General features: G+C 71.8%; 15 protein-coding genes. 5 read left to right on the top strand and 10 right to left on the bottom strand.

Annotated elements, in window-relative coordinates:
* Positions 1-39: 39 nt before the first annotated feature.
* Positions 40-3,588, bottom strand: a complete 3,549-nt coding sequence (gene dnaE / locus OIM89_RS23840; RefSeq protein WP_030698524.1) for a DNA polymerase III subunit alpha — start codon at positions 3,586-3,588, stop codon at positions 40-42.
* Between the two features lie 1,051 nt (positions 3,589-4,639).
* Here dnaE and OIM89_RS23835 point away from each other — a divergent pair.
* The 4 genes from OIM89_RS23835 to OIM89_RS23820 all read left to right on the top strand — a co-directional run bounded on the left by OIM89_RS23835 (position 4,640) and on the right by OIM89_RS23820 (position 9,813).
* Positions 4,640-5,332 (top strand): hypothetical protein, encoded by a 693-nt coding sequence (locus OIM89_RS23835; RefSeq protein ID WP_030698523.1) that lies wholly within the window; start codon positions 4,640-4,642, stop codon positions 5,330-5,332.
* A 91-nt stretch (positions 5,333-5,423) separates the two neighbouring features.
* Positions 5,424-6,242, top strand: a complete 819-nt coding sequence (locus OIM89_RS23830; RefSeq protein ID WP_030698522.1) for a thioredoxin domain-containing protein — start codon at positions 5,424-5,426, stop codon at positions 6,240-6,242.
* A gap of 126 nt (positions 6,243-6,368) precedes the next feature.
* On the top strand, positions 6,369-8,015 hold the full coding sequence (locus OIM89_RS23825) for an alkaline phosphatase D family protein (protein WP_195731147.1): 1,647 nt from the start codon (positions 6,369-6,371) through the stop codon (positions 8,013-8,015).
* 115 nt (positions 8,016-8,130) lie between these two features.
* The gene (locus OIM89_RS23820; RefSeq protein ID WP_264491608.1) at positions 8,131-9,813 is read left to right on the top strand and encodes a serine/threonine-protein kinase; all 1,683 of its coding nucleotides are present in this window, start codon (positions 8,131-8,133) and stop codon (positions 9,811-9,813) included.
* Positions 9,814-9,827: 14 nt separating this feature from the next.
* Here the strand turns inward: OIM89_RS23820 and OIM89_RS23815 are convergent, their stop codons facing one another.
* From OIM89_RS23815 to OIM89_RS23790, 6 genes are all read right to left on the bottom strand, one after another.
* Positions 9,828-10,397, bottom strand: a complete 570-nt coding sequence (locus OIM89_RS23815; protein ID WP_030699560.1) for a dienelactone hydrolase family protein — start codon at positions 10,395-10,397, stop codon at positions 9,828-9,830.
* Between the two features lie 217 nt (positions 10,398-10,614).
* Positions 10,615-12,201 carry a Na+/H+ antiporter gene (locus OIM89_RS23810; protein ID WP_030699561.1) on the bottom strand — a complete coding sequence of 529 codons (1,587 nt, stop codon included), beginning with the start codon at positions 12,199-12,201 and terminating at the stop codon, positions 10,615-10,617.
* A gap of 130 nt (positions 12,202-12,331) precedes the next feature.
* Positions 12,332-12,814, bottom strand: a complete 483-nt coding sequence (locus OIM89_RS23805) for a GNAT family N-acetyltransferase (RefSeq protein ID WP_175457217.1) — start codon at positions 12,812-12,814, stop codon at positions 12,332-12,334.
* Between the two features lie 34 nt (positions 12,815-12,848).
* Positions 12,849-13,793 carry an RluA family pseudouridine synthase gene (locus OIM89_RS23800; protein WP_030699563.1) on the bottom strand — a complete coding sequence of 315 codons (945 nt, stop codon included), beginning with the start codon at positions 13,791-13,793 and terminating at the stop codon, positions 12,849-12,851.
* Between the two features lie 83 nt (positions 13,794-13,876).
* Entirely contained in the window at positions 13,877-14,461 is a 585-nt protein-coding gene (lspA, locus tag OIM89_RS23795; protein ID WP_078858172.1) for a signal peptidase II, read from the bottom strand.
* A gap of 170 nt (positions 14,462-14,631) precedes the next feature.
* Complete coding sequence (locus OIM89_RS23790; protein ID WP_030699565.1) at positions 14,632-15,093, bottom strand: TraR/DksA family transcriptional regulator; 462 nt, start codon at positions 15,091-15,093, stop codon at positions 14,632-14,634.
* A 642-nt stretch (positions 15,094-15,735) separates the two neighbouring features.
* On the opposite strand from OIM89_RS23790, the gene ileS reads away from it, so the two are divergent.
* A complete protein-coding gene (ileS, locus tag OIM89_RS23785; protein WP_264491804.1) occupies positions 15,736-18,879 on the top strand; it encodes an isoleucine--tRNA ligase in 3,144 nt (1,047 codons plus the stop codon).
* Positions 18,880-19,152: 273 nt separating this feature from the next.
* Here ileS and OIM89_RS23780 read toward each other — a convergent pair whose 3' ends face one another.
* Genes OIM89_RS23780 through OIM89_RS23770 form a run of 3 tightly spaced genes read right to left on the bottom strand, consistent with a single transcriptional unit; the run spans position 19,153 to position 21,353 of the window.
* A complete protein-coding gene (locus OIM89_RS23780; protein ID WP_003947574.1) occupies positions 19,153-20,349 on the bottom strand; it encodes a DivIVA domain-containing protein in 1,197 nt (398 codons plus the stop codon).
* A 55-nt stretch (positions 20,350-20,404) separates the two neighbouring features.
* Positions 20,405-20,689, bottom strand: a complete 285-nt coding sequence (locus tag OIM89_RS23775) for a YggT family protein (RefSeq protein ID WP_003947575.1) — start codon at positions 20,687-20,689, stop codon at positions 20,405-20,407.
* Between the two features lie 52 nt (positions 20,690-20,741).
* Positions 20,742-21,353: a cell division protein SepF gene (locus tag OIM89_RS23770; RefSeq protein WP_030699567.1), complete on the bottom strand. Its 612-nt coding sequence runs from the start codon at positions 21,351-21,353 to the stop codon at positions 20,742-20,744.
* Between the last annotated feature and the right edge of the window lie 76 nt (positions 21,354-21,429).

The following is a 21,429-nucleotide window of genomic DNA, read 5'->3' as shown; positions in this document are numbered from 1 at the left end:
ACCGCGGGTGCGCCCCTTCGTCGTAGGAACAGGCCGGCCTCAGCCCGCCAGGCAGGAGGCGCCGAGGAGCACCTTCAGGTCGCCGAAGAGCGAGGGGTCGGGCTGGACCCGGTGCCGGTCGAGCCGGAGCACGGTGGTCTTGCGGGGGCCCTGGAGCTTGATCCGCACCTCGGAGTTGCCACGGTGGGAGTCGAGCACCTCACCGAGGCGGCTGACCATCGGCGGGGTCACCTTGACGGCGGGGATCGTGATGATCACCGGGGCGTTGGTGCCCGCGTTGGAGAGGTCGGGCACTTGGAGCTCCATCGCGACCAGCCGCGGGATGTCCTCCCGCTTGTCCAGCCGCCCCTTGACGAAGACGACGGCGTCCTCGACGAGTTGCGTGGAGACCAGCTGGTAGGTGGCGGGGAAGAACATGCACTCGATGGAACCCGCGAGGTCCTCGACGGTGGCGATGGCCCAGGCGTTGCCCTGCTTGGTCATCTTGCGCTGGAGACCGGAGATGATGCCGCCGACCGTGACGACCGCGCCGTCCCCGAAGTCGCCGCCGGTGAGCTGCCCGATCCCGGCGTCGGCCTTGTCGGAGAGGACGTGCTCCAGCCCGAAGAGGGGGTGGTCGGAGACGTAGAGGCCGAGCATCTCGCGCTCCTGGGCGAGGAGGTAGGTCTTGTCCCACTCCTCGTCGGTGAACTCGATGTCGAGTCCGAAGCCCGGCTCGTCGGCACTGTCGTCGCCCATGCCGCCGAAGAGGTCGAACTGCCCCTCGGCCTCCTTGCGCTTGACCGCCACCACGTTGTCGATCATGGGCTCGTAGTGCGCGGTGAGCCCCTTGCGGGTGTGGCCGAGCGCGTCGAAGGCACCGGCCTTGATCAGCGACTCGGTGGTCCGCTTGTTGCAGGCCTGCGCCTCGATCTTGTCGAGGTAGTCGGGGAAGGAGGAGAACTTCCCCTTCGCCTTGCGGGCGCGGATGATCGACTCGACCACGTTGGTGCCGACGTTGCGGACCGCTTCGAGGCCGAAGAGGATCACGTCGTCGCTCTGGGCGGCGAAGTTGTGCACCGACTCGTTGACGTCCGGCGGCAGCACCTTGATCTTCATGCGCCGGCACTCGTTCAGATAGACGGCCGACTTGTCCTTGTCGTCCTTGACCGAGGTGAGCAGCGCCGCCATGTACTCGGCCGGGTAGTTGGCCTTGAGGTACGCGGTCCAGTAGGTGACCAGGCCGTACGCGGAGGAGTGCGCCTTGTTGAAGGCGTAGCCGGCGAAGGGCACCAGGACGTCCCAGAGCGCCTGGATCGCCTCGTCGGAGAAGCCGTTCTTCCGGGCGCCGGCCTGGAAGAGGACGAAGTTCTTCTCCAGCTCCTCGGGCTTCTTCTTGCCCATCACACGGCGCAGGATGTCGGCCTCGCCGAGCGAGTACCCGGCGATGATCTGCGCGGCCTTCTGCACCTGCTCCTGGTACACGATGAGGCCGTAGGTGAGCCCCAGGACCTCCTTGAGGGGCTCCTCCAGCTCCGGGTGGATCGGGGTGATCTCCTGCTGGCCGTTCTTGCGCAGGGCGTAGTTGGTGTGCGAGTTCATGCCCATCGGGCCCGGCCGGTACAGGGCCGAGACGGCGGAGATGTCCTCGAAGTTGTCGGGCTTCATCAGCCGCAGCAGGGACCGCATGGGCCCGCCGTCGAACTGGAAGACACCCAGGGTGTCACCGCGGCAGAGGAGTTCGAAGGTCTTCGGGTCGTCCAGCGGCAGAGCGAGGAGGTCGAGGTCGATGCCCTTGTTGGCCTCCACCATCTTCCGCGCGTCGTCCATGATGGTGAGGTTGCGCAGGCCGAGGAAGTCCATCTTCAGCAGGCCGAGCGACTCGCACTGCGGGTAGTCCCACTGCGTGATGGTGACGCCGTCGGTGTGCCGGGTCCACAGCGGGGCGTGGTCGACGATCGGCTCGCTGGACATGATCACGCCGGCCGCGTGCACACCCATCTGCCGGACCAGGCCCTCGACGCCCTTGGCGGTGTCGATGACCTTCTTCACGTCCGGCTCGTTCTCGTACATCCCCCGGATCTCGCCCGCCTCGCTGTAGCGCGGGTGCTTCGGGTTGGTGATGCCGTCGAGGTCGATGCCCTTGCCGAGGACGTCGGCGGGCATCGCCTTGGTGAGCCGGTCGCCCATCGCGTACGGGTACCCGAGGACGCGGGCCGAGTCCTTGATGGCGTTCTTCGCCTTGATCTTGCCGTAGGTGCCGATCATGGCGACCTTGTCGGCGCCGTACTTCTCCGTGACGTACCGGATCACCTCGACGCGCCTGCGCTCGTCGAAGTCGATGTCGACATCGGGCATGGAGACGCGCTCCGGGTTGAGGAAGCGCTCGAAGATCAGGCCGTGCTCGATCGGGTCGAGGTCGGTGATGCCCATGGCGTACGCGACGATCGAACCGGCCGCGGAGCCACGGCCGGGGCCGACCGCGATGCCGTTGTTCTTGGCCCACATGATGAAGTCGGCGACGACGAGGAAGTACCCCGGGAACCCCATCTGGATGATGACGTCCATCTCGTACTCGGCCTGCCGCTGCCGGTCCTCGGGGACGCCGCCGGGGAAACGGCGCGCCATGCCCCGGCGCACCTCCTCCTGGAACCAGGTGACCTCGGTGAAGCCGTCCGGGATGTCGAACTTCGGCATCAGGTCGCGCTTCTCGAACATGCCGGTGGTGTCGATCTGCTCGGCGACCAGCAGCGTGTTGCGGCACCCCTCCTGCCAGGCGTCGGAGGAGTCGATGGCGTACATCTCCTCCGTCGACTTCAGGTAGTAGCCCGTGCCGTCGAAGCGGAAGCGGTCCGGGTCGGAGAGGTTCTTGCCGGTCTGGATGCAGAGCAGGGCGTCGTGGGCGACCGACTCGTGCGAGTACGTGTAGTGCGAGTCGTTGGTGACCAGCGGGGGGATGCCGAGCTTCTTGCCGATGTCCAGCAGGCCCTGGCGGACCCGGCGCTCGATCTCGATGCCGTGGTCCATCAGCTCCAGGAAGTACCGGTCCTTGCCGAAGATCTCCTGGTACTCGGCGGCGGCCCGCAGCGCCTCCTCCTCCTGGCCCAGCCGCAGCCGGGTCTGCACCTCGCCGGAGGGGCAGCCCGTGGAGGCGATCAGCCCCTCCGACCACTGCGAGATCGACTCCTTGTCCATCCGGGGCCACTTCTGGAGCCAGCCCTCGGAGTACGCGTCGGAGGAGAGCCGGAAGAGGTTGTGCAGGCCGGTGGAGTTGGCCGCCCAGATCGTCTTGTGGGTGTAACCGCCGGAGCCCGAGACGTCGTCGCGCTTCTGGTGCGGCTGGCCCCACTGGATCTTCCGCTTGGTCCGCCGGGACTCCGGGGCCACGTACGCCTCGATGCCGATGATCGGCGTGACCCCCGCCTTCTCGGCACTGTGGAAGAAGTCGTACGCGCCGTGGAGGTTGCCGTGGTCCGACATGGCGATGTGGGTCATGCCCATCTCGTTGCACGCGTCGAACATGTCCTTGAGCCGCGCGGCGCCGTCCAGCAGGGAGTACTGCGTGTGGACGTGCAGGTGCGTGAAGGGCGGCTTGGACGTGGCAGACACGTGGCCTCCGGGGCGTCGGCGTGGTCGGGGTTTCGGCTCCGGAGTCTACGTCCCCCCACCGACACCCCGCGGCCCCCGCCGCGACCGGGCTCCCCTTCCCACGTGCCCCGACCCGGGCACGCCCCCGGGGGGCCTCAAACGCCGGCCGGGCTGAGGTTCACCTGCCCCCAGGACCCCGACCGTGCCGGTCACAAACGGCCTCAATCGCCGGCCGGGCTGTGGACGCTGGGGCCCGCCTCGACCGTGCCGGTCACCTATTGGCCTCAATCGCCGGCCGGGCTGTCAGGGTCGCGGTTCCTCCGGTGCGTGGGTGGGGCGGGGCCGCGCCGGGGTACCTCCTCACAAACTGCATGGTGCGGGGTCAATTGGAGCATGGCGGCCTCGTGTGCAGTTTGCTGCGGGGGCACCCCGACACGACCCCACCCCACGGTCTCGTACGCGGCCGACCGCCGGAGGGGCGGACGAGGCCGTCACCGATGGCTCCCTCCTCCACAGTCACCACCGTCGTCGCTTCAGCTCGCCACAAAGATCAATTGGCGACGGTCTGTCTTTTCCCTCCACCGGCGGGACGACGCCGACGAAACGGAAGGGCGGGGACGGGTCGGGGTGCCCCCGCAGCAAACTGCACACACGGCCGCCTTGAAGCGACTGACCCCGCACCATGCAGTTTGTGAGGAGGTACCCCGACCCGGCCCCGCCCGACCCAGACGGCGAACGAACCGCGAACCCCACAGCCCGGCCGGCGATTGAGGCCAATCAGTGACCCGCAGGGTCGAGAACCGGCAGGTCAGGGCGGAGCCCAGCCACAACAGACAGCCCGGCCGGCGATCGAGGCCACCCGTGACCGGCACGGGCGAGACGGGAGGCGGCCCGAGGAAGCCCCGCCGGAGCCAGGCCCCGCTCAGAGGGCGAGGGGCGCTTTAGGCGCCCCTTATCGGCCCCCGTGGCAGACTCGAAGGCACAATGGCCGGGTAGCCCGTGCGCCCCGGCGCACCCCCCGGAAAACCGCGCGCCCCGGCGCGCATCGCATCGTGGACGGACAACCCCCCTGGTGAACACCCCGATAGCCGAAACAGCGCCCCGCGCCCTGCGCGCGGCGCTGTTCACCGTGCTCGCGGTCACCCTGTCCACCACCTCCCACGTCCTCCTCTCGGGAGCCCCGCTCCCCCTCCCCACAGTGGCCCTGGTGACCGCCACCGTCTTCGCCCTGGCCTGGTCCCTCGCGACCAGCGAACGCAGCTTCGGCCGCATCGCGGCCCTGCTGGTCCCGCTGGAGCTGGCGGCGGACACGGTCTTCACGGCGGGCCAGCACGTCTGTTACGGCGCGACGGGCGGCCCGGTCGCGGGCCCCCTGCGCACGGTGGGCGTCGACCTGCTCTGCGGCGGCGGCGCCCTGGGCGCCCCCCTGGCGAGACTGCTGGGAGCGCCCGCCGAGGCCCCCGCGGCGTTCACGGCGCACCCCAGGCCCGAACTGGCCTGGCTCCTCCTCGGCGCCCACGTGGGCGTGGGCCTCCTGGCCGCCGCCTGGCTGCGCTACGGCGAGCGGGCCCTGGCCCAGCTGCTGCGGGCCGCCGCCGCACAGGCGTTCCGCCCGCTGGCGCTGGCCGTGGCCAGGGTCCCCGCGCCGCACGCCCCGCGTACCGCCCGGCTGCGCCCCGAGGCGGCCCCGGCCGGGCGCCCGGCGCTGCTGATCGCGCACTCCGTGGGCCGCCGGGGCCCGCCCGCCGGGCTCCTCCCCGCCTGACGCGGGGCCCTCGGGCCCATGGCGCGGCGGGGCTCTTTCCGGTCATCATCCGGTCACCCCAAGCCACGTCCCACACGGAGAGCACACCCACATGAGCAAGCGGAACAGCCAGGCGGCGAAGAGCGCGGCGCGCGAGCGGCTGCGGATCGAGCGCGAGAAGCAGGCGAAGAAGGACAAGGCGCGGCGGCAGCTGATCGTCGCCGGTTCGGTCGTCGGTGTCCTGGCGATAGCCGGCGGCGTCGGTTTCGCCGTGGTCAAGGCGAACGAGCCCGGCTACTGGGAGAAGGCGGCCGACCAGAAGCTGGTCAAGCCGGCCAACACCTCGGGCGCCCAGGGCACCACCGTCGTCATCGGCAAGGACGACGCCGCCAAGACGCTGAAGATCTACGAGGACCCGCGCTGCCCGGTCTGCGCCTCCTTCGAGCAGAACGTCGGCGAGACGATCGACCAGGACCTCAAGGACGGCAAGTACAAGCTCCAGTTCGTCGGGGCCTCCTTCCTCGACCGGGGCCTCGGCGGCGAGGGCTCCAAGAACGCGCTGAGCGCGCTGGGCGCGGCGCTGAACGTCAGCGACGAGGCGTTCATGGCGTACAAGTCGGCGCTCTTCTCGGTGGAGAACCACCCGGAGGAGTCCAAGGACGAGTTCGCCAAGGACAGCAAGCTGATCGAGATCGCCAACCAGGTGCCGGAACTGAAGGGCAACAGCGCCTTCAAGAAGGACGTGGAGAACGGCACCTACGACAAGTGGGCGCTGGAGATGTCGAAGGTCTTCGACGACAACAAGGACGGCGTCGAGGGCACCCCGTCGCTGGTGATGGACGGCAAGAAGGTCACCGCCGAGGGCAGTGAGAACGCCCCGCAGACCCCCGAGCAGTTCAACGCCGCCGTCGACAAGGCGCTGAAGGGCTGACCCGGCCGCTCCCACGGCGCGGCCCGCGCCGTGGGAGCGACATCCGGCCGACGAGCGGGCGAACTTTCCCCACCAGGCCATTTTTGGCGTGTACGGGACATCAATGCGCGTCTACGGTACTCAGCCGTGACCAGTCGAACCGAGCACCACCCCAGACCCGCGAACCCCAGCCGCCGCACCGTCGTCCTGGCGGCCGCCGCCACCGGCGCCCTGCTCCCGCTGGGAGCGGCCACCACCGCCACCGCCGCGGCCACCCCCCAGTTCCTGCACGGCGTCGCCTCGGGCGATCCGCTCCCCGACGGCGTCCTGCTGTGGACCCGCGTCACCCCCACCGAGGAGGCGCAGCCGGGCTCCGGCGCGGGCCCGGACACCGAGGTCGGCTGGGAGATCGCCGCCGACGCCGCCTTCTCCTCGGTCGTCGCCCGCGGCACCGTCACCGCGCGGGCCGCCACCGACCACACCGTCAAGGCCGACGTGCGCGGCCTCTCCCCGGCCACCGGCTACTGGTTCCGCTTCACGGCCGGTTCCACCGTCTCGCCCGTCGGCCGTACCCGCACCGCCCCCGCCGCCTCGGCCTCCCCGGCCGGACTGCGGTTCGGCGTCGTCTCGTGCGCCAACTGGGAAGCCGGCTGGTTCTCCGCCTACCGCCACCTCGCGGCCCGCGGCGACCTGGACGCCGTCCTGCACCTGGGTGACTACCTCTACGAGTACGCCACCGGGGACTACCCGGCCAGCCCCGTCCGCCCGCACCGCCCGGCGCACGAGATCACCACCCTCGCCGACTACCGGCTGCGCCACGCCACCTACAAGACCGACCCCGACCTGGCCGCCCTCCACGCCCGCCACCCGGTCATCGCCATCTGGGACGACCACGAGTTCGCCAACGACGCCTGGTCGGGCGGGGCGGAGAACCACACGCCCGGCGCCGAGGGCACGTGGAGCGAGCGGTCGGCGGCGGCCCGGCAGGCGTACTTCGAGTGGATGCCGGTCCGCGCCTCCACCGAGGGCACCGTCTTCCGGCGGCTGCGCTTCGGCGACCTGGCCGACCTGCACCTGCTGGACCTGCGCAGCTTCCGCTCCGAGCAGGTCTCCATCGGCAACGGCCAGGTCGACTCCAAGGACCGCACCATCACCGGACGCGCCCAGCTCGACTGGCTCAAGGCCGGGCTCTCCGGCTCGCAGGCCGCCTGGCAGCTGGTCGGCACCTCGGTGATGATCTCGCCGGTCGCCTTCGGCTCCGTCCCCGCCCACCTGCTGAAGCCGCTCGCCGAACTCCTCGGCCTGCCCACCCAGGGCCTCGCGGTCAACGTCGACCAGTGGGACGGCTACACCGCCGACCGCACCGAGCTGATCCGCCACCTGCGGACCGCCGGCATCCGCGACACCGTCTTCCTCACCGGCGACATCCACATGGCCTGGGCCAACGACGTGCCGGTGACGGCGGCGACGTACCCGGTCTCGGAGTCGGCGGCCACCGAGTTCGTCGTCACCTCGGTCACCTCCGACAACCTCGACGACCTGCTGAACGTCGCCCCCGGCACGCTGTCCACGGTGGCCGAGGGTGCGATCAAGGCCGCCAACCGGCACGTGAAGTGGCTCGACATGGACGGGCACGGCTTCGGCGTCCTCGACGTGACGGCCGAACGCTCCCAGATGGACTACTACCTGCTCTCCGACCGGGCCGACCCGGGCGCCACGGCCTCCTGGCTCCGTTCGTACCGCACCCGGCGCGGCACCCAGCGGGTCGAGCGGGCGGACGCGCCGGTGGCCTGACCCGGCCCGGCCGCCCTGCCCCAGCCCCGGACCCCCGACGGAGGACCGTGCACGGAATGTGATGTTCCGTCAGGGGGCCGTCACCGCCTGCCCCGTGCTCTATACGCTGGGTCCCATGAGTGCACCGGGGGAGAGGATCGGCGGCCGTTTCACCTTGCTGGGGCCGCTGGGCAGTGGCGGCATGGGCACGGTCTGGCGGGCCAGGGACGAGGTGCTCCACCGCGAGGTGGCGCTCAAGGAGGTACGGCCGCCCGACCCGGCGCTGACCGGCCCCGAGGCCGCCGCCACCCTGCGCGAACGCGTCCTGCGCGAGGCCCGGGCGCTGGCCCGGCTCAGCCACCCGCACGTCGTCACCATCCACCAGATCGTGGACGCCGGGCCGGACACCCACCCCTGGATCGTCATGGAGCTGGTCCCCGGCGAGAGCCTCGCCGACCGGCTCCAGCACGGCCCGCTCCTGCCGCAGGAGGCGGCCGCCCTCGGCCGGCAGATCCTCGCCGCGCTGCGCTCCGCGCACGCCGCGGGCATCCACCACCGCGACGTGAAGCCCGCCAACATCCTGCTCCGCACCGACCCCGGCGTCCCCGGCCCGCCCAGCGCCGTCCTCACCGACTTCGGCATCGCCGCGCTCCAGGGCTCCACCGCGCTGACCGCCACCGGCGACCTGATCGGCTCGCCCGAGTACATCGCCCCCGAACGCGTCCGGGGCCGCGACGACCACCCCGCCTCCGACCTGTGGTCGCTCGGCCTGGTCCTCTACGTCGCCGTGGAGGGACACAGCCCGCTGCGCCGGGCCACCACGCTCGCCACCCTGGCCGCCGTCCTCGACGAGCCGGTGCCGCCGCCGGTCCGCTCGGGCCCGCTCGCCGGCGTCCTCGGCGCTCTGCTGGTCCGCGACCCCGAGGCCCGCCCCGACGCCGCCACCCTGGACCGCCTCCTCACCGAGGCCGCCTCGGGCAGCGCCCCCTCCTGGGCCGAGCCGACCGTCTCCGGCCCCCGCCCGGTTCCGTCCACCCCCGTCGCCCCTCCCCCGCCCGCACCGCCGACCCCGCCGCCGGGCGCGCCGGCGGCGAGCACCCGGGCGCCGGGCACCCCGGCGCCCGCGCCGTACCGGCCGCCGCTGCCCACCCCGACCACGGCGGTCACCCGCCCCCGCCGTCGTACGGGGGCTCTGGTCGCGGGCGCCGCCGCCCTGGTCGCCGTGGCGGTGACCGCCACCGTCCTGTTCCTCAACCCTTGGAAGAGCGACGACCAGGCCGCCCCGTCCCCGTCCCCCTCACCGACCGCCACCCAGCCCCCGGACGGCGAGAAGGACCCCAAGCCCTCCCCCGACGCGGACCGCAGCACCGAAACGGACCCGGTCGACGACGACAAGGGCGACGACAGGAACGGAACCGGCGAGGAGGACGACCGGTCAGGCCAGGACGACGCCCCCCCGTCGCCTTCGGACACCCCACAACCCCCCTCCGGCGGTTCGTGGATCGCCCAGCTCTTCTCCGAGCCGGTCTCCACCGGCACCGCCACCCGCGACCGCCGCCTGGCCGCCGTGCGCGCCGAGGTTCCCGAGGCCCGCTACCTCCGCAGCGACGACTACGCCTCGCTCCGTCCCGGCTACTGGGTCTTCTACGTCCCCGGCCCGTTCGACGACGGGCGGGCTGCCCTGCGGTTCTGCGCCGAGAACGGCCGGACCAGCGGCAACGAGTGCGTCGGCCGCTACCTCAGCGACGACGGGGCCGACGCCGCCGCCATCTGCCACCCGCCCGCCGCCGCCCCCAAGGGCCGCTGCACCCGGTCGTAGCCGGAACCTCCCGGTCAGAGCGAGTCGAGGAACCCCTGGACCGTCCGCCAGGTGGCCTCGGCCGCCTCGGCGTCGTAGTCGGGGAGTTCGGGGTCGGTGTACAGGTGACCCGCGCCCGGGTGGCGGTAGACCTCGACGTCGGCGCCGGCCCGCTGCATCCGCAGGTACCAGGCGTTGAGCCAGTCGTGCGGCTCGAAGGGGTCGTTCTCGGTGACGTGCAGCTGGACCGGCAGCTCCTCGGCACTGGCGTCGTCCGGCAGGTCCGAGGTCCCGGAGAACAGCACCAGGCCGCGCGCCTTCTCGTCGGCGAGGGCGAGGTTCTGCGCGATGGCGCCGCCCAGCGAGAACCCCGCGTAGACCAGCCCCTTGTCCGAGTACGGCGCGGCCGCCCGCACCGCCCGCTTCAGCAGCTCGTCCGTCCCGATCTCGTCCCGCAGCGCCAGCCCTTCCTCCATGTCCGCCGGCCTACGCCCCTCGAAGAGATCAGGCACATGCACCTCGTGCCCACCCTCCCGCAACCGCTCCGCCGCCTGCTCCAACGCCGGCCGCACCCCGTACACGGAGTGGATCAACAAAATCTCCATACCCGCATCCTCCCACCCACGGACCACCCCGGCCCGACCGGGACATCCAGCACGAAAACATCCAGTACGGGAACATCCAGCCCGGCCAAAATCCAGCCCGGCCGGCGCTTGAGGCCACCTGTCTCAGCCCGGCCGGCGCTTGAGGCCATCCCACAGCGGCCCAGCCGGGGCCGCACCATGCCGAACCCCCGGGCCCCAACCCAACCCAAGCCTGAGCTCAGCGAAGGCTGCGCACATCGAGCTGCCGCAGCACCCGGTCCACCACCTCGGGATCAGCCCCAGGCTCGTTCCGAGCCGACAACACCTCACGCCGCGCGGCGGACATCATCTCCCGCTGCACCCGCGACATCGCGGCCACCCTCTCGGCCCGCTGCACCCACCACTCGCGCCGCTCGTCGTCGAGCAGATCGGGACTGATCCGCACCCCGATGTCCAGCGCCCCGCGCTGCAACCGCTCGCTGATGTCCTCGGGCAGCTCCTCGGTCGCCTCGATCTCCTTGAGCCGCCGCCGCGCGGCCTTGGCGGCCCGGACCGCCAGGTCGTGCTCCAGCTTGTGCTCGGCGTCGGTGTCGGCCTTGACCCCGAGCTTGCGCACCAGCCACGGCAGGGTCAGCCCCTGCACCAGCAAGGTCGCCATGATCACGCAGAAGGCGATGAAGATGATCTCGTCGCGGGCCGGGAAGGGCTTCCCGTCCTCGGTGGTGAGGGGGATGGCGAGGGCCAGCGCGACCGAGGCCACCCCCCGCATCCCGGACCACCACATGACGACGGTCTCGCGCCAGGAGGTGGGGATCTCCTCGTTCTCGTCGCGCAGGCCGTGCATCTTCTGGGCGAGCCAGGTGGTCGGCAGCAGCCACAGCAGGCGGACGCCGACGACGACGGCGACGATCGCCACGCCCCAGCCGATCATCTGCCCCTCGCGGCCCTCGGCGGCCCGGATGACGGTGTGCAGCTCCAGCCCGATGAGGCCGAAGGCGATCCCGGTGACCAGGGTGTCGACCACGTGCCAGAAGGTCTGCCCGGTGATGCGGCCCAGTACGTCGTCGGCGTCGAGGGCGGTGCCGGCCAGCAGCAGCGCGGTGGTGAGGACGGCGAGGACGCCGGAGCCGTGCAGCTCCTCGGCGAGGATGTAGCTGGCGAACGGCACCAGCAGGGTCAGCCCCGTCTGGAGCGTGGCGTCGCCCAGCATCGACATCATCTTCTTGCTGACCCAGCCGAGCACCAGACCGACCGCGACGGCGACCGCCGCCGACAGGAAGAACTGCCCGACGGCCCCGCCCCAGGAGAAGGTCCCGGTGACCGCCGCGGCGATCGCCACGTGGTAGAGGACGATCGCGGTGACGTCGTTGAAGAGCCCCTCGCCCTCCAGCACGGAGACCAGGCGCCGGGGCAGCCCCAGCTGCCCCGCGACGGCGGTGGCGGCGACCGGGTCGGGCGGGGCGACCAGCGCGCCGAGCGCCACGGCGGCGGCCAGCGGCAGCCCGGGCACGATGGCGTTGGCGACGCCCGCGACGGCCGCGGTGGTGATGAAGACCAGGGCGACGGCGAGCAGCAGGATGGGCCGGTAGTTGGCGGTGAACTGCCGCCAGGAGGTCCGTTGGACGGCCGCGTAGAGCAGGGGTGGCAGGACCAGCGGGAGGATGTACTCCGGCGGCACGTTCACGTTGGGCACGAACGGCAGCAGGGCGAGGACGATCCCGCCGAGGGTCATCAGCACCGGGGCGGGCAGCCCCAGTCGGTCCCCCAGCGGCACCGTGATCACGGCGCCGAGGAGGAGCAGGAGCAGCAGCGCCAACTGGTCCACGGTGTGGCCTCCGGCAAGGTCGGTACGTCAGGAAAACGTCCCCACTCTGCCACCCCGCCGCTCCCGCCGGTCCCCCGGCCCCCTGACCTGCCTGGCCGCACCGCAGGTCAGGGGGTACGCGGCCGGGCTGTCACAGCTTCCGGCGCATCGCCCGGTGCGGCATGCCCGCGTCCTCGAACTCCGGTCCGTACGCCTGGTATCCGAGCCGCTCGTAGAAGCCGAGGGCGTGGGTCTGGGCGTGCAGGTCGACCGCGCGCAGCCCGAGCTGTGCCGCCGCCTCCTCCAGCCCGCGCACCAAGGCCGCGCCGACGCCCAGTCCCCGCGCCACCTGGCGGACGGCGAGCCTGCCGAGGGAACCCACGCCCGGGTCGCCGCCGGTCGCGCCCGCCGCGGCCGGACCGTAGAGCAGCCGCCCGGTGCCGAGCGGCCCGTCGGGGCCTTCGGCGAGGACGTGCACGGTGTCGCTGCCGGTGTCGTGGGCGTCGTACTCGATGGCCTCGTCGACGCCCTGCTCGACGACGAAGACCTCCTTGCGGACCGCGAAGCACGCCTCACGGTCGGCGGGGCCCTCGGCGACGCGTACGCGCACGTCGGCAGGGGTGGTCTGGCTCATGCGGGCTCTCCTTGGCCGGTCGGGGCGGGAACGGTCAGGCGTTGCTCTCGACGCGCACCGTGTCCAGGGCGTGCTGGAGGTCGGCCGGGTACTCGCTGGAGAACTCCACCCAGCTGCCGTCGGCGGGGTGCTCGAAGCCGAGCCGCACCGCGTGCAGCCACTGCCGGGTGAGGCCGAGCCGCTTGGCGAGGGTGGGGTCGGCCCCGTAGGTGAGGTCACCGACACAGGGGTGGCGGTGGGCCGACATGTGCACCCGGATCTGGTGGGTGCGGCCGGTCTCCAGCTTGATGTCGAGCAGGGAGGCGGCGCGGTACGCCTCGATCAGGTCGTAGTGGGTGACCGAGGGCTTGCCCTCGGCAGTGACGGCCCACTTGTAGTCGTGCTGGGGGTGGCGGCCGATCGGGGCGTCGATGGTGCCGCTCATCGGGTCGGGGTGGCCCTGGACGAGCGCGTGGTAGCGCTTGTCGACGGTCCGCTCCCGGAACTGCTGCTTGAGCAGCGTGTACGCCCGCTCGGACTTGGCGACCACCATCAGGCCGGAGGTGCCGACGTCGAGGCGGTGGACGATGCCCTGGCGCTCGGCGGCGCCGGAGGTGGAGATGCGGTAGCCGGCGGCGGCGAGGCCGCCGATGACGGTGGTGCCGGTCCAGCCGGGGCTGGGGTGCGCGGCGACGCCGACCGGCTTGACGATGACGACGATGTCGTCGTCGTCGTGGACGATCTCCATGCCCTCGACGGGCTCGGCGACGATCTGGACGGGTGCGGGGGCGGCCGGCATCTCGACCTCCAGCCAGGCGCCGCCGTGCACGCGCTCCGACTTTCCGACCGCGGCGCCGTCGACCAGCACCTTGCCTGCTGCGGCCAGCTCGGCGGCCTTGGTGCGGGAGAAGCCGAACATCCGGGAGATGGCGGCGTCCACGCGCTCGCCCTCCAGGCCGTCCGGCACGGGCAGGGTGCGGATCTCGGGAATCGTGCTCACCCGTCGAGTATGCCGGACGGCGGCGGCGCGCCGGACGCCGCCGTCGGACAGAGGTACGACGGCGGCCGCGCGGACCGGGCGGTTCAGTCCTTGTGGACGGTGCCGTCCGGGTCGAGTCCGCGGAAGGAGAGGATCACGATCAGGATGCCGCCGCAGACGATCGCGGAGTCGGCGAGGTTGAAGACCGCGAAGTTCTTCGGCGCGAGGAAGTCGACCACGGCCCCCTCCAGGACGCCGGGGGCCCGGAAGACGCGGTCGGTGAGGTTGCCGAGGGCGCCGCCGAGCAGCAGGCCGAGCGCGAGGGCCCACGGCAGGCTGTAGAGCTTGCGGGCGAGCCGGGCGATGACCACGATCACGGCGGCGGCGATCACCGTGAAGATGATGGTGAAGGCCTCACCGAAGCCGAAGGCCGCGCCCGCGTTGCGGATGACGCGCAGCTCGAACCAGTCGCCGAGGACCTGGATGGGCGCGTGGTGCTCCAGCTTCGCGACGACCAGCAGCTTGCTGCCGAGGTCCAGCAGGTACGCCACGACGGCGACGGTGAAGAGCACGGCGACCCGGCGCGGACCGCGCGGCGCGGCCGCGGTGGCCCCGCCCTCCTGCTCGTCCCCGCCCGGCTCCGGCGGCTCGGCCTGCTCCGGCTCGCGCGCTTCAGGGGTCTCAGGCATACCGATGATGCGCTCCGCCTCTGCCACGTGTGTCCCTCGACGATGGGATAGATGCCCCGAGGGTACGACACGGACGGGCGCGCCCGGGCGCCAGTACGCCCCCGGAGCAGCGCGGGGGCACGCGCGGCCGGCACGCGTGCCCGCGAGCCCCCGCGCCCGGCGGTGGCGGCTCAGCCCCGGCGTTCCTGCTTCTGCTTGCAGTCGACGCAGAGGGTGGCCCGCGGGAACGCCTGGAGGCGGGCCTTGCCGATCGCGTTGCCGCAGTTCTCGCAGGTGCCGTAGGTGCCCTCGTCGAGCCGGACCAGGGCCTGTTCGGTCTGGCGGAGCATCTCGCGGGCGTTGGCGGCGAGCGAGAGTTCGTGCTCGCGGGTGATGTTCTTGGTGCCGGTGTCGGCCTCGTCGTCCCCGGCCCCGCCGCCGCTGTCGCGCATCAGCCCGGCCAGCGCCTGGCCGGACGCGTCGATCTCGGTGCGGATGCGCTCGGCGTCGGCGCGCAGTCCCGCGCGGGCCTCCTCGGCCTCGGCCTCGGTCCAGGGGTCCTCACCCGGCCGTACCGCCAGCGCCTCGGCCCCGGCGCGTGCCTGCGGCACCGGCCCGGACTTCTCCGCCGTACCCGTCTTCTTCGCCACCACGGAGCCGGCCTCCTGCGTCTCGTCGGCCGGCGCCCGGGGCGGCGGCCCTCCTGCCCGGGGACGTGGCCGTCCTCCCGGGTCCTGCCCGCGGCACCCGCACCCGCGTTCCCACCGCCGCGCGCCGGCCCGCTCCACCGGGTGTGACCTGCTCGCGCGTCGTGCTGGGACGATAAATCGACTTCCGGCGGTCGGCAACGGGGCACGCCGCCTCCCGCCGGACGCCCCTCAGGCGCCCGAAGTCCTTTGTGCCCCCACCACCCGCCGGATATGCCCCCGGCCCGCCGACCGGCCCCGGACGGCGGGCCCCGCGCCCCGAGTAATCCGGTCGGCCACGGCGCCCGCGCGCCGTACACTGGCGGCAGCGAGAAGCGACGATGGGGACGAGTAGCGTCGTCAGCGGCCGTGAGCGACCCGGGGACGGTGGAAGCCCGGGGGCCCGCCCGACGTGAAGATCACCCCGGAGCCGCCGGAGGAAAGCCCGGTCCGGGTGAGTAGAACCGGCATCGCGCCCCCAATGAGTGGGCGGCGCCGTCCCGGTGACGGCGCAGGCCAAGGAGGGTGGTACCGCGGCGGTCCGCAAGGCCGTCGTCCCTCCGACGGAATGCAGCAGTCCGTTGGAGGAGCGCCTCGATGACAGCCCCGGTGAACCCGCCCCAGTACCGCCAGGTACCCGCCCAGGTCGACCTGCCCGCGCTGGAGCACGCGGTCCTCGACTTCTGGCGCGAGAACAAGATCTTCGCCAAGACCCTGGAGCAGTCCGAGGGCCGCCCGGAGTGGGTCTTCTACGAGGGCCCGCCGACCGCCAACGGCATGCCCGGCGCCCACCACATCGAGGCCCGGGTCTTCAAGGACGTCTTCCCCCGCTTCCGCACCATGCGCGGCTACCACGTGGGCCGCAAGGCCGGCTGGGACTGCCACGGCCTCCCCGTCGAGCTGGCGGTGGAGAAGGAGCTGGGCTTCAACGGCAAGAAGGACATCGAGGCGTACGGCATCGCCGCCTTCAACGCCAAGTGCCGCGAGTCGGTGACCCGGCACACCGACGCCTTCGCCGAGCTGACCACCCGCATGGGCTACTGGGTCGACATGGACGACGCCTACCGCACCATGGACCCCTCCTACGTCCAGTCGGTCTGGTGGTCGCTGAAGCAGATCTTCGACAAGGACCTGCTGGTCCAGGACCACCGCGTCGCCCCGTGGTGCCCGCGCTGCGGCACCGGCCTCTCCGACCACGAGCTGGCACAGGGGTACGAGACCGTCGTCGACCCCTCGGTCTTCGTCCGCTTCCCGCTCACCTCGGGCCCGCTGGCCGGCCAGGCGTCCCTGCTGGTCTGGACGACGACGCCGTGGACCCTGGTCTCCAACACCGCCGTCGCCGCCCACCCGGACGTCCGGTACGTGGTCGCCACCGACGGCACGGAGAAGCTGGTCGTCGCCGAGCCGCTGCTGGAGAAGGCGCTCGGCGAGGGCTGGGAGGCGACGGGTGAGTCCTTCACCGGCCGCGAGATGGAGCGGTGGAGCTACCAGCGCCCCTTCGAGCTGGTGAAGTTCCCGGCCGAGGCACACTACGTCGTCAACGCCGAGTACGTCACCACCGAGGACGGCACCGGTCTGGTCCACCAGTCCCCCGCCTTCGGTGAGGACGACCTCCAGGTCTGCAAGACGTACGGCCTGCCGGTGGTCAACCCGGTCCGCCCCGACGGCACCTTCGAGGAGGAACTGCCGCTGGTCGGCGGGGTCTTCTTCAAGAAGGCCGACGAGGCGCTCACCGCCGACCTGGACGCCCGCGGCGTCCTCTTCCGTCACGTGCCGTACGAGCACAGCTACCCGCACTGCTGGCGCTGCCACACCGCGCTGCTCTACTACGCGCAGCCGTCCTGGTACATCCGCACCACCACGGTCAAGGACCGGCTGCTGGAGGAGAACGAGCGGACCAACTGGTACCCCGACTCCGTCAAGCACGGCCGGTTCGGAGACTGGCTCGAGAACAACATCGACTGGGCGCTCTCCCGCAACCGCTACTGGGGCACCCCGCTGCCCATCTGGCGCTGTGAGGAAGGGCACCTGACCTGCGTCGGCTCGCTGGCCGAGCTGAGCGAGCTGACCGGCACCGACCAGTCGGAGCTGGACCCGCACCGCCCGTACATCGACGAGATCACCTTCACCTGCACCCACGCCAACTGCCAGCTGGAGGCGTACCGGGTGCCGGAGGTCATCGACGCCTGGTACGACTCGGGCTCGATGCCGTTCGCGCAGTGGGGCTACCCACACCAGAACAAGGAGCTGTTCGAGCAGCGCTACCCGGCGCAGTTCATCTCCGAGGCGATCGACCAGACCCGCGGCTGGTTCTACACGCTGATGGCCGTCGGCACCCTGGTCTTCGACAAGTCCAGTTACGAGAACGTCGTCTGCCTCGGCCACATCCTGGCCGAGGACGGCCGGAAGATGTCCAAGCACCTGGGCAACACCCTCCAGCCCATCCCGCTGATGGACCAGCACGGCGCCGACGCCGTCCGCTGGTTCATGGCGGCCGGCGGCTCCCCCTGGGCGGCCCGCCGGGTCGGCCACGGCACCATCCAGGAGGTCGTCCGCAAGACGCTGCTGACCTACTGGAACACCGTCGCCTTCCAGGCCCTGTACGCGCGGACGGCCGGCTGGGCTCCGTCCGCCGCCGACCCGGCCCCGGCCGACCGCAGCGTCCTGGACCGCTGGCTGCTCGGCGAGCTGAACACCCTGGTCGAGGGCGTCACCGAGGCACTGGACAACTACGACACCCAGCGCGCCGGCAAGCTCCTCTCCGCCTTCGTCGACGACCTCTCCAACTGGTACGTCCGCCGCTCGCGCCGCCGCTTCTGGCAGGGCGACGCCGCGGCGCTGCGCACCCTGCACGACGTGGTGGACACGGTGACGCGGCTGATGGCGCCGCTGGTGCCGTTCATCACCGAGCGGGTCTGGCAGGACCTGGTGGTGCCGGTCACCCCGGACGCCCCCGAGTCGGTCCACCTCGCCGCCTGGCCCCAGGCCGACACCGCCGCCGTCGACCCGGAGCTGTCCCGGCAGATGGCGCTGGTCCGCCGCCTGGTGGAACTGGGCCGGGCCACCCGCGCCGAGTCGGGCGTCAAGACCCGCCAGCCGCTCTCCCGGGCGCTGGTCGGCGCCACCGGCTTCGCCGAGCTGCCGGCCGAACTGCGCGCCCAGATCACCGAGGAGCTGAACGTCTCCTCCGTCGAGTCCCTCTCGGAGGTCGGCGGCTCGCTGGTCGACACCACCGCCAAGGCCAACTTCCGGGCGCTCGGCAAGCGGTTCGGCAAGCGCGTCCAGGAGGTCGCCAAGGCGGTCGCCCAGGCCGACGCGGCGGCGCTCTCGCTCGCCCTGCGCGAGGGGAACGCCACCATCACCGTGGACGGCGAGGTGATCGACCTGGCCCCCGAGGAGGTCATCGTCACCGAGACGCCGCGCGAGGGCTGGTCGGTCGCCTCCGACGCGGGCGCCACCGTCGCCCTCGACCTGGAGATCACCGAGGAGCTGCGCCGGGCGGGCCTCGCCCGCGACGCGATCCGGCTGATCCAGGAGGCCCGGAAGAACAGCGGCCTGGACGTGGCCGACCGGATCGCGCTGCGCTGGACCGCGGCCGACCCGGCCGTGGCGGAGGCGCTCGGCGAGCACGCCGGGCTCATCGCCGACGAGGTCCTCGCCACCGACTTCGCCACCGGTACGGGTGACGAGTCGTACGGCGAGCCGTTCGCCGACGAGGCCCTTACCCTCACCTTCCAGCTGCGCCGCGTCTGACCGGCACCGCACCCGGCCGAAGAGCCGGGCGGCCCTCCCCGGAGGACCGCCCGGCTCTTCGCCGTCATGCTCGGTCCCGACCCAGGCGGCGTCCGCACGCAGAGTGTTGCCCCGGAGGCCGGCCCGGCGGGGGGCGTCGCTTCGTCCTGGAGGACCGCGCCTCACCCCGCGCCCGAGACCTGCCGCCCAAGTCCGCGTACGACGACGCGGGCCCGGCCCCCACCGAGGGGGGCCGGGCCCGCGTCTGAATGCCTAGGACACCCTAGGGCGCCGTCAGTTGTCGTCCTCGTCGATGAGGAAGCCGCGCATCGGGGCCGGAGCCTGCTGCATCGGAGCCGGAGCCTGCGGCCGGACCGGAGCCATCGGCTGGGTCATGGCCGGGGACATCTGCTGCTGGCCGCCGCCGTAGGAGGGGCCGCCCTGCTGCTGGTTGCCGCCCATCGACTGGTTCGGGTGACCGCCCATGCCACCGGCACCGGCTCCCGCCATGGACCCGCTCATCTGCGGGGCCGGCGGCAGCGAGGCCGCGGCAGGGGTGCGCGGGGGCGCCAGCGAGTCGTCGGACTGGGTCTCCAGCTGACGCAGCTGGCTCTCCAGGTACGACTTCAGGCGGGTGCGGTACTCGCGCTCGAAGCCGCGCAGGTCCTCGACCTTGCGCTCCAGCGTCGCGCGGGCGGACTCCAGGGAGCCCATCGCGACGCGGTGCTTCTCCTGCGCGTCCCGCTCCAGGGCGTCGGCCTTGGCACGGGCGTCCCGCTCCAGACCCTCGGCACGGCTGCGCGCCTCACCGACGATCTTGTTGGCCTCGGAGCGCGCCTCGGCGATGGCCTGGTCGGCCGTCTGCTGGGCGAGCGAGAGCACCCGGGCGGCGCTGTCGCCACCGGGACCCTGCCCGGGCTGGGGCAGTTGTGGACCGCCGTGGCCGCCCATGGGGCCGCCCATCGGACCGCCCTGGCCCATCGGGCCGGGACCCTGCTGACCCATCGGACCGCCGGGGCCCTGCTGGCCCATGGGGCCGGGACCCTGCTGACCCATCGGGCCCGGGCCGTGCTGACCCTGGGGGCCGGGACCGTGCTGGCCCTGCGGGCCGGGACCGTGGCCGTGGCCGCCGGGGCCTGCCGGAAGCTGCGGGGCACCGCCCGGAAGCTGCGGCGGGCCACCCATGTGCTGCTGCTGTTGCTGCTGCTGGGGCGGCACCGGCTGCGGTCCCGATATGGCGGCGGGCACCGGAGCGCCGGGACGATCCTGCTGCTCCTGCGGCTTGCGCATGCCCTGCTGCTGCTGGTTCTGCGCGGCCGCCCGCGTGGCGGCGGCGAGTTTGGCGCGCAGGTCCTCGTTCTCACGGAGCAGGCGCGTCAGTTCGGACTCGACCTCGTCGAGGAAGGCATCGACCTCGTCCTCGTCATAGCCTTCTCGGAGGCGGACGGTCGTGAACTGCTTGTTCCGCACGTCCTCGGGGGTCAACGGCATCTCTTCACCTCAACGTAGTCGTCGGCATTCGGCAAGAACGTAGCTGACATCACGCTCACAGCAGACTCACGACGGAGATCAAGATGTAGACGATGATCATCAGTACGAAGAAGGACAGGTCGAGCGCTACGCCCCCGAGACGGAGAGGCGGGATGAACCGCCGCAGAAGCTTGAGCGGTGGATCGGTGACAGTGTAGGTCGCCTCCAGAAGCACGACCATCGCCTTGCCCGGTTGCCACGAGCGGGCGAACTGAAACACGTAGTCCATGACCAAACGGAAGATCAGCACGATGAGGAAACACATCAGCGCGATGTAGAGCACATCCCCGAAAACGCTCATTGCCGCGCTGCCCTCTCCCCTGACTCATGCTGTCCGTCTTCTCGTCGGCGTCTCAGCTCTGGTTGAAGAACCCGCCCTCTGCGATGCGAGCCTTGTCCTCCGCCGTGACATCGACGTTAGCAGGCGACAACAGGAACACCTTCTGCGTCACCCGCTCAATGCTTCCATGAAGACCGAAGACCAAACCCGCGGCAAAGTCGACAAGTCGCTTCGCGTCGGTGTCGTCCATCTCCGTGAGATTCATGATCACCGGAGTGCCCTCGCGGAAGTGTTCCCCGATGGTACGGGCTTCGTTGTAGGTCCGGGGGTGCAGAGTCGTGATGCGGTAGGGCTCACGCTCGGAGACAACCTTGGGCATGATCACCGGGGCGTTCTTCTCCAGGCTCTGACGTTCAGGTGTGATGGATGCCACGGGGGCGATTCGGGCGGGTCGTCCGGATTCCGCCGGCAGCGGAACGGGTTCGCGCTCGCGCTGCGCCGGCGGCTGGGGGGCACGGGCCGGCTCCTCGGCCTGCTCCTGGTGCGCCGGTGCGTGCCGGCGCCGGTCGCGCTCGGGCTCCGGCTCGGGCTCGAACTCGTCGTCGGGGTCGAACCCCGGGCCGTCGTACCCATCGTCCTCCACGAGGCCGAGGTAGACCGCCATCTTGCGCATCGCGCCGGCCATGCTCTGAGTCCTCCGCTCTGTGGTGGATCAACTGACGTCGAACGTGCCCGCGATCCACGAAGTCACCCCGCCGAAC

It is taken from the genome of Streptomyces sp. BI87, assembly GCF_025957665.1.
Taxonomy (GTDB): Bacteria; Actinomycetota; Actinomycetes; order Streptomycetales; family Streptomycetaceae; genus Streptomyces; species Streptomyces albidoflavus.
Note: the sequence above shows the minus strand (reverse complement) of the source record. Positions and strands in the feature narration are given on the sequence as shown.

What these genes read in the sequence shown, in the direction of transcription:
- OIM89_RS23830 (WP_030698522.1), top strand. Translation starts at nt 5,424, where the DNA reads ATGAGCAAGCGGAACAGCCAGGCGGCGAAGAGCGCGGCGCGCGAGCGG.
- OIM89_RS23820 (WP_264491608.1), top strand. Translation starts at nt 8,131, where the DNA reads ATGAGTGCACCGGGGGAGAGGATCGGCGGCCGTTTCACCTTGCTGGGG.
- OIM89_RS23815 (WP_030699560.1), bottom strand. Translation starts at nt 10,397, where the DNA reads ATGGAGATTTTGTTGATCCACTCCGTGTACGGGGTGCGGCCGGCGTTG.
- OIM89_RS23805 (WP_175457217.1), bottom strand. Translation starts at nt 12,814, where the DNA reads ATGAGCCAGACCACCCCTGCCGACGTGCGCGTACGCGTCGCCGAGGGC.
- lspA (WP_078858172.1), bottom strand. Translation starts at nt 14,461, where the DNA reads ATGCCTGAGACCCCTGAAGCGCGCGAGCCGGAGCAGGCCGAGCCGCCG.
- OIM89_RS23780 (WP_003947574.1), bottom strand. Translation starts at nt 20,349, where the DNA reads ATGCCGTTGACCCCCGAGGACGTGCGGAACAAGCAGTTCACGACCGTC.
- OIM89_RS23775 (WP_003947575.1), bottom strand. Translation starts at nt 20,689, where the DNA reads ATGAGCGTTTTCGGGGATGTGCTCTACATCGCGCTGATGTGTTTCCTC.
- OIM89_RS23770 (WP_030699567.1), bottom strand. Translation starts at nt 21,353, where the DNA reads ATGGCCGGCGCGATGCGCAAGATGGCGGTCTACCTCGGCCTCGTGGAG.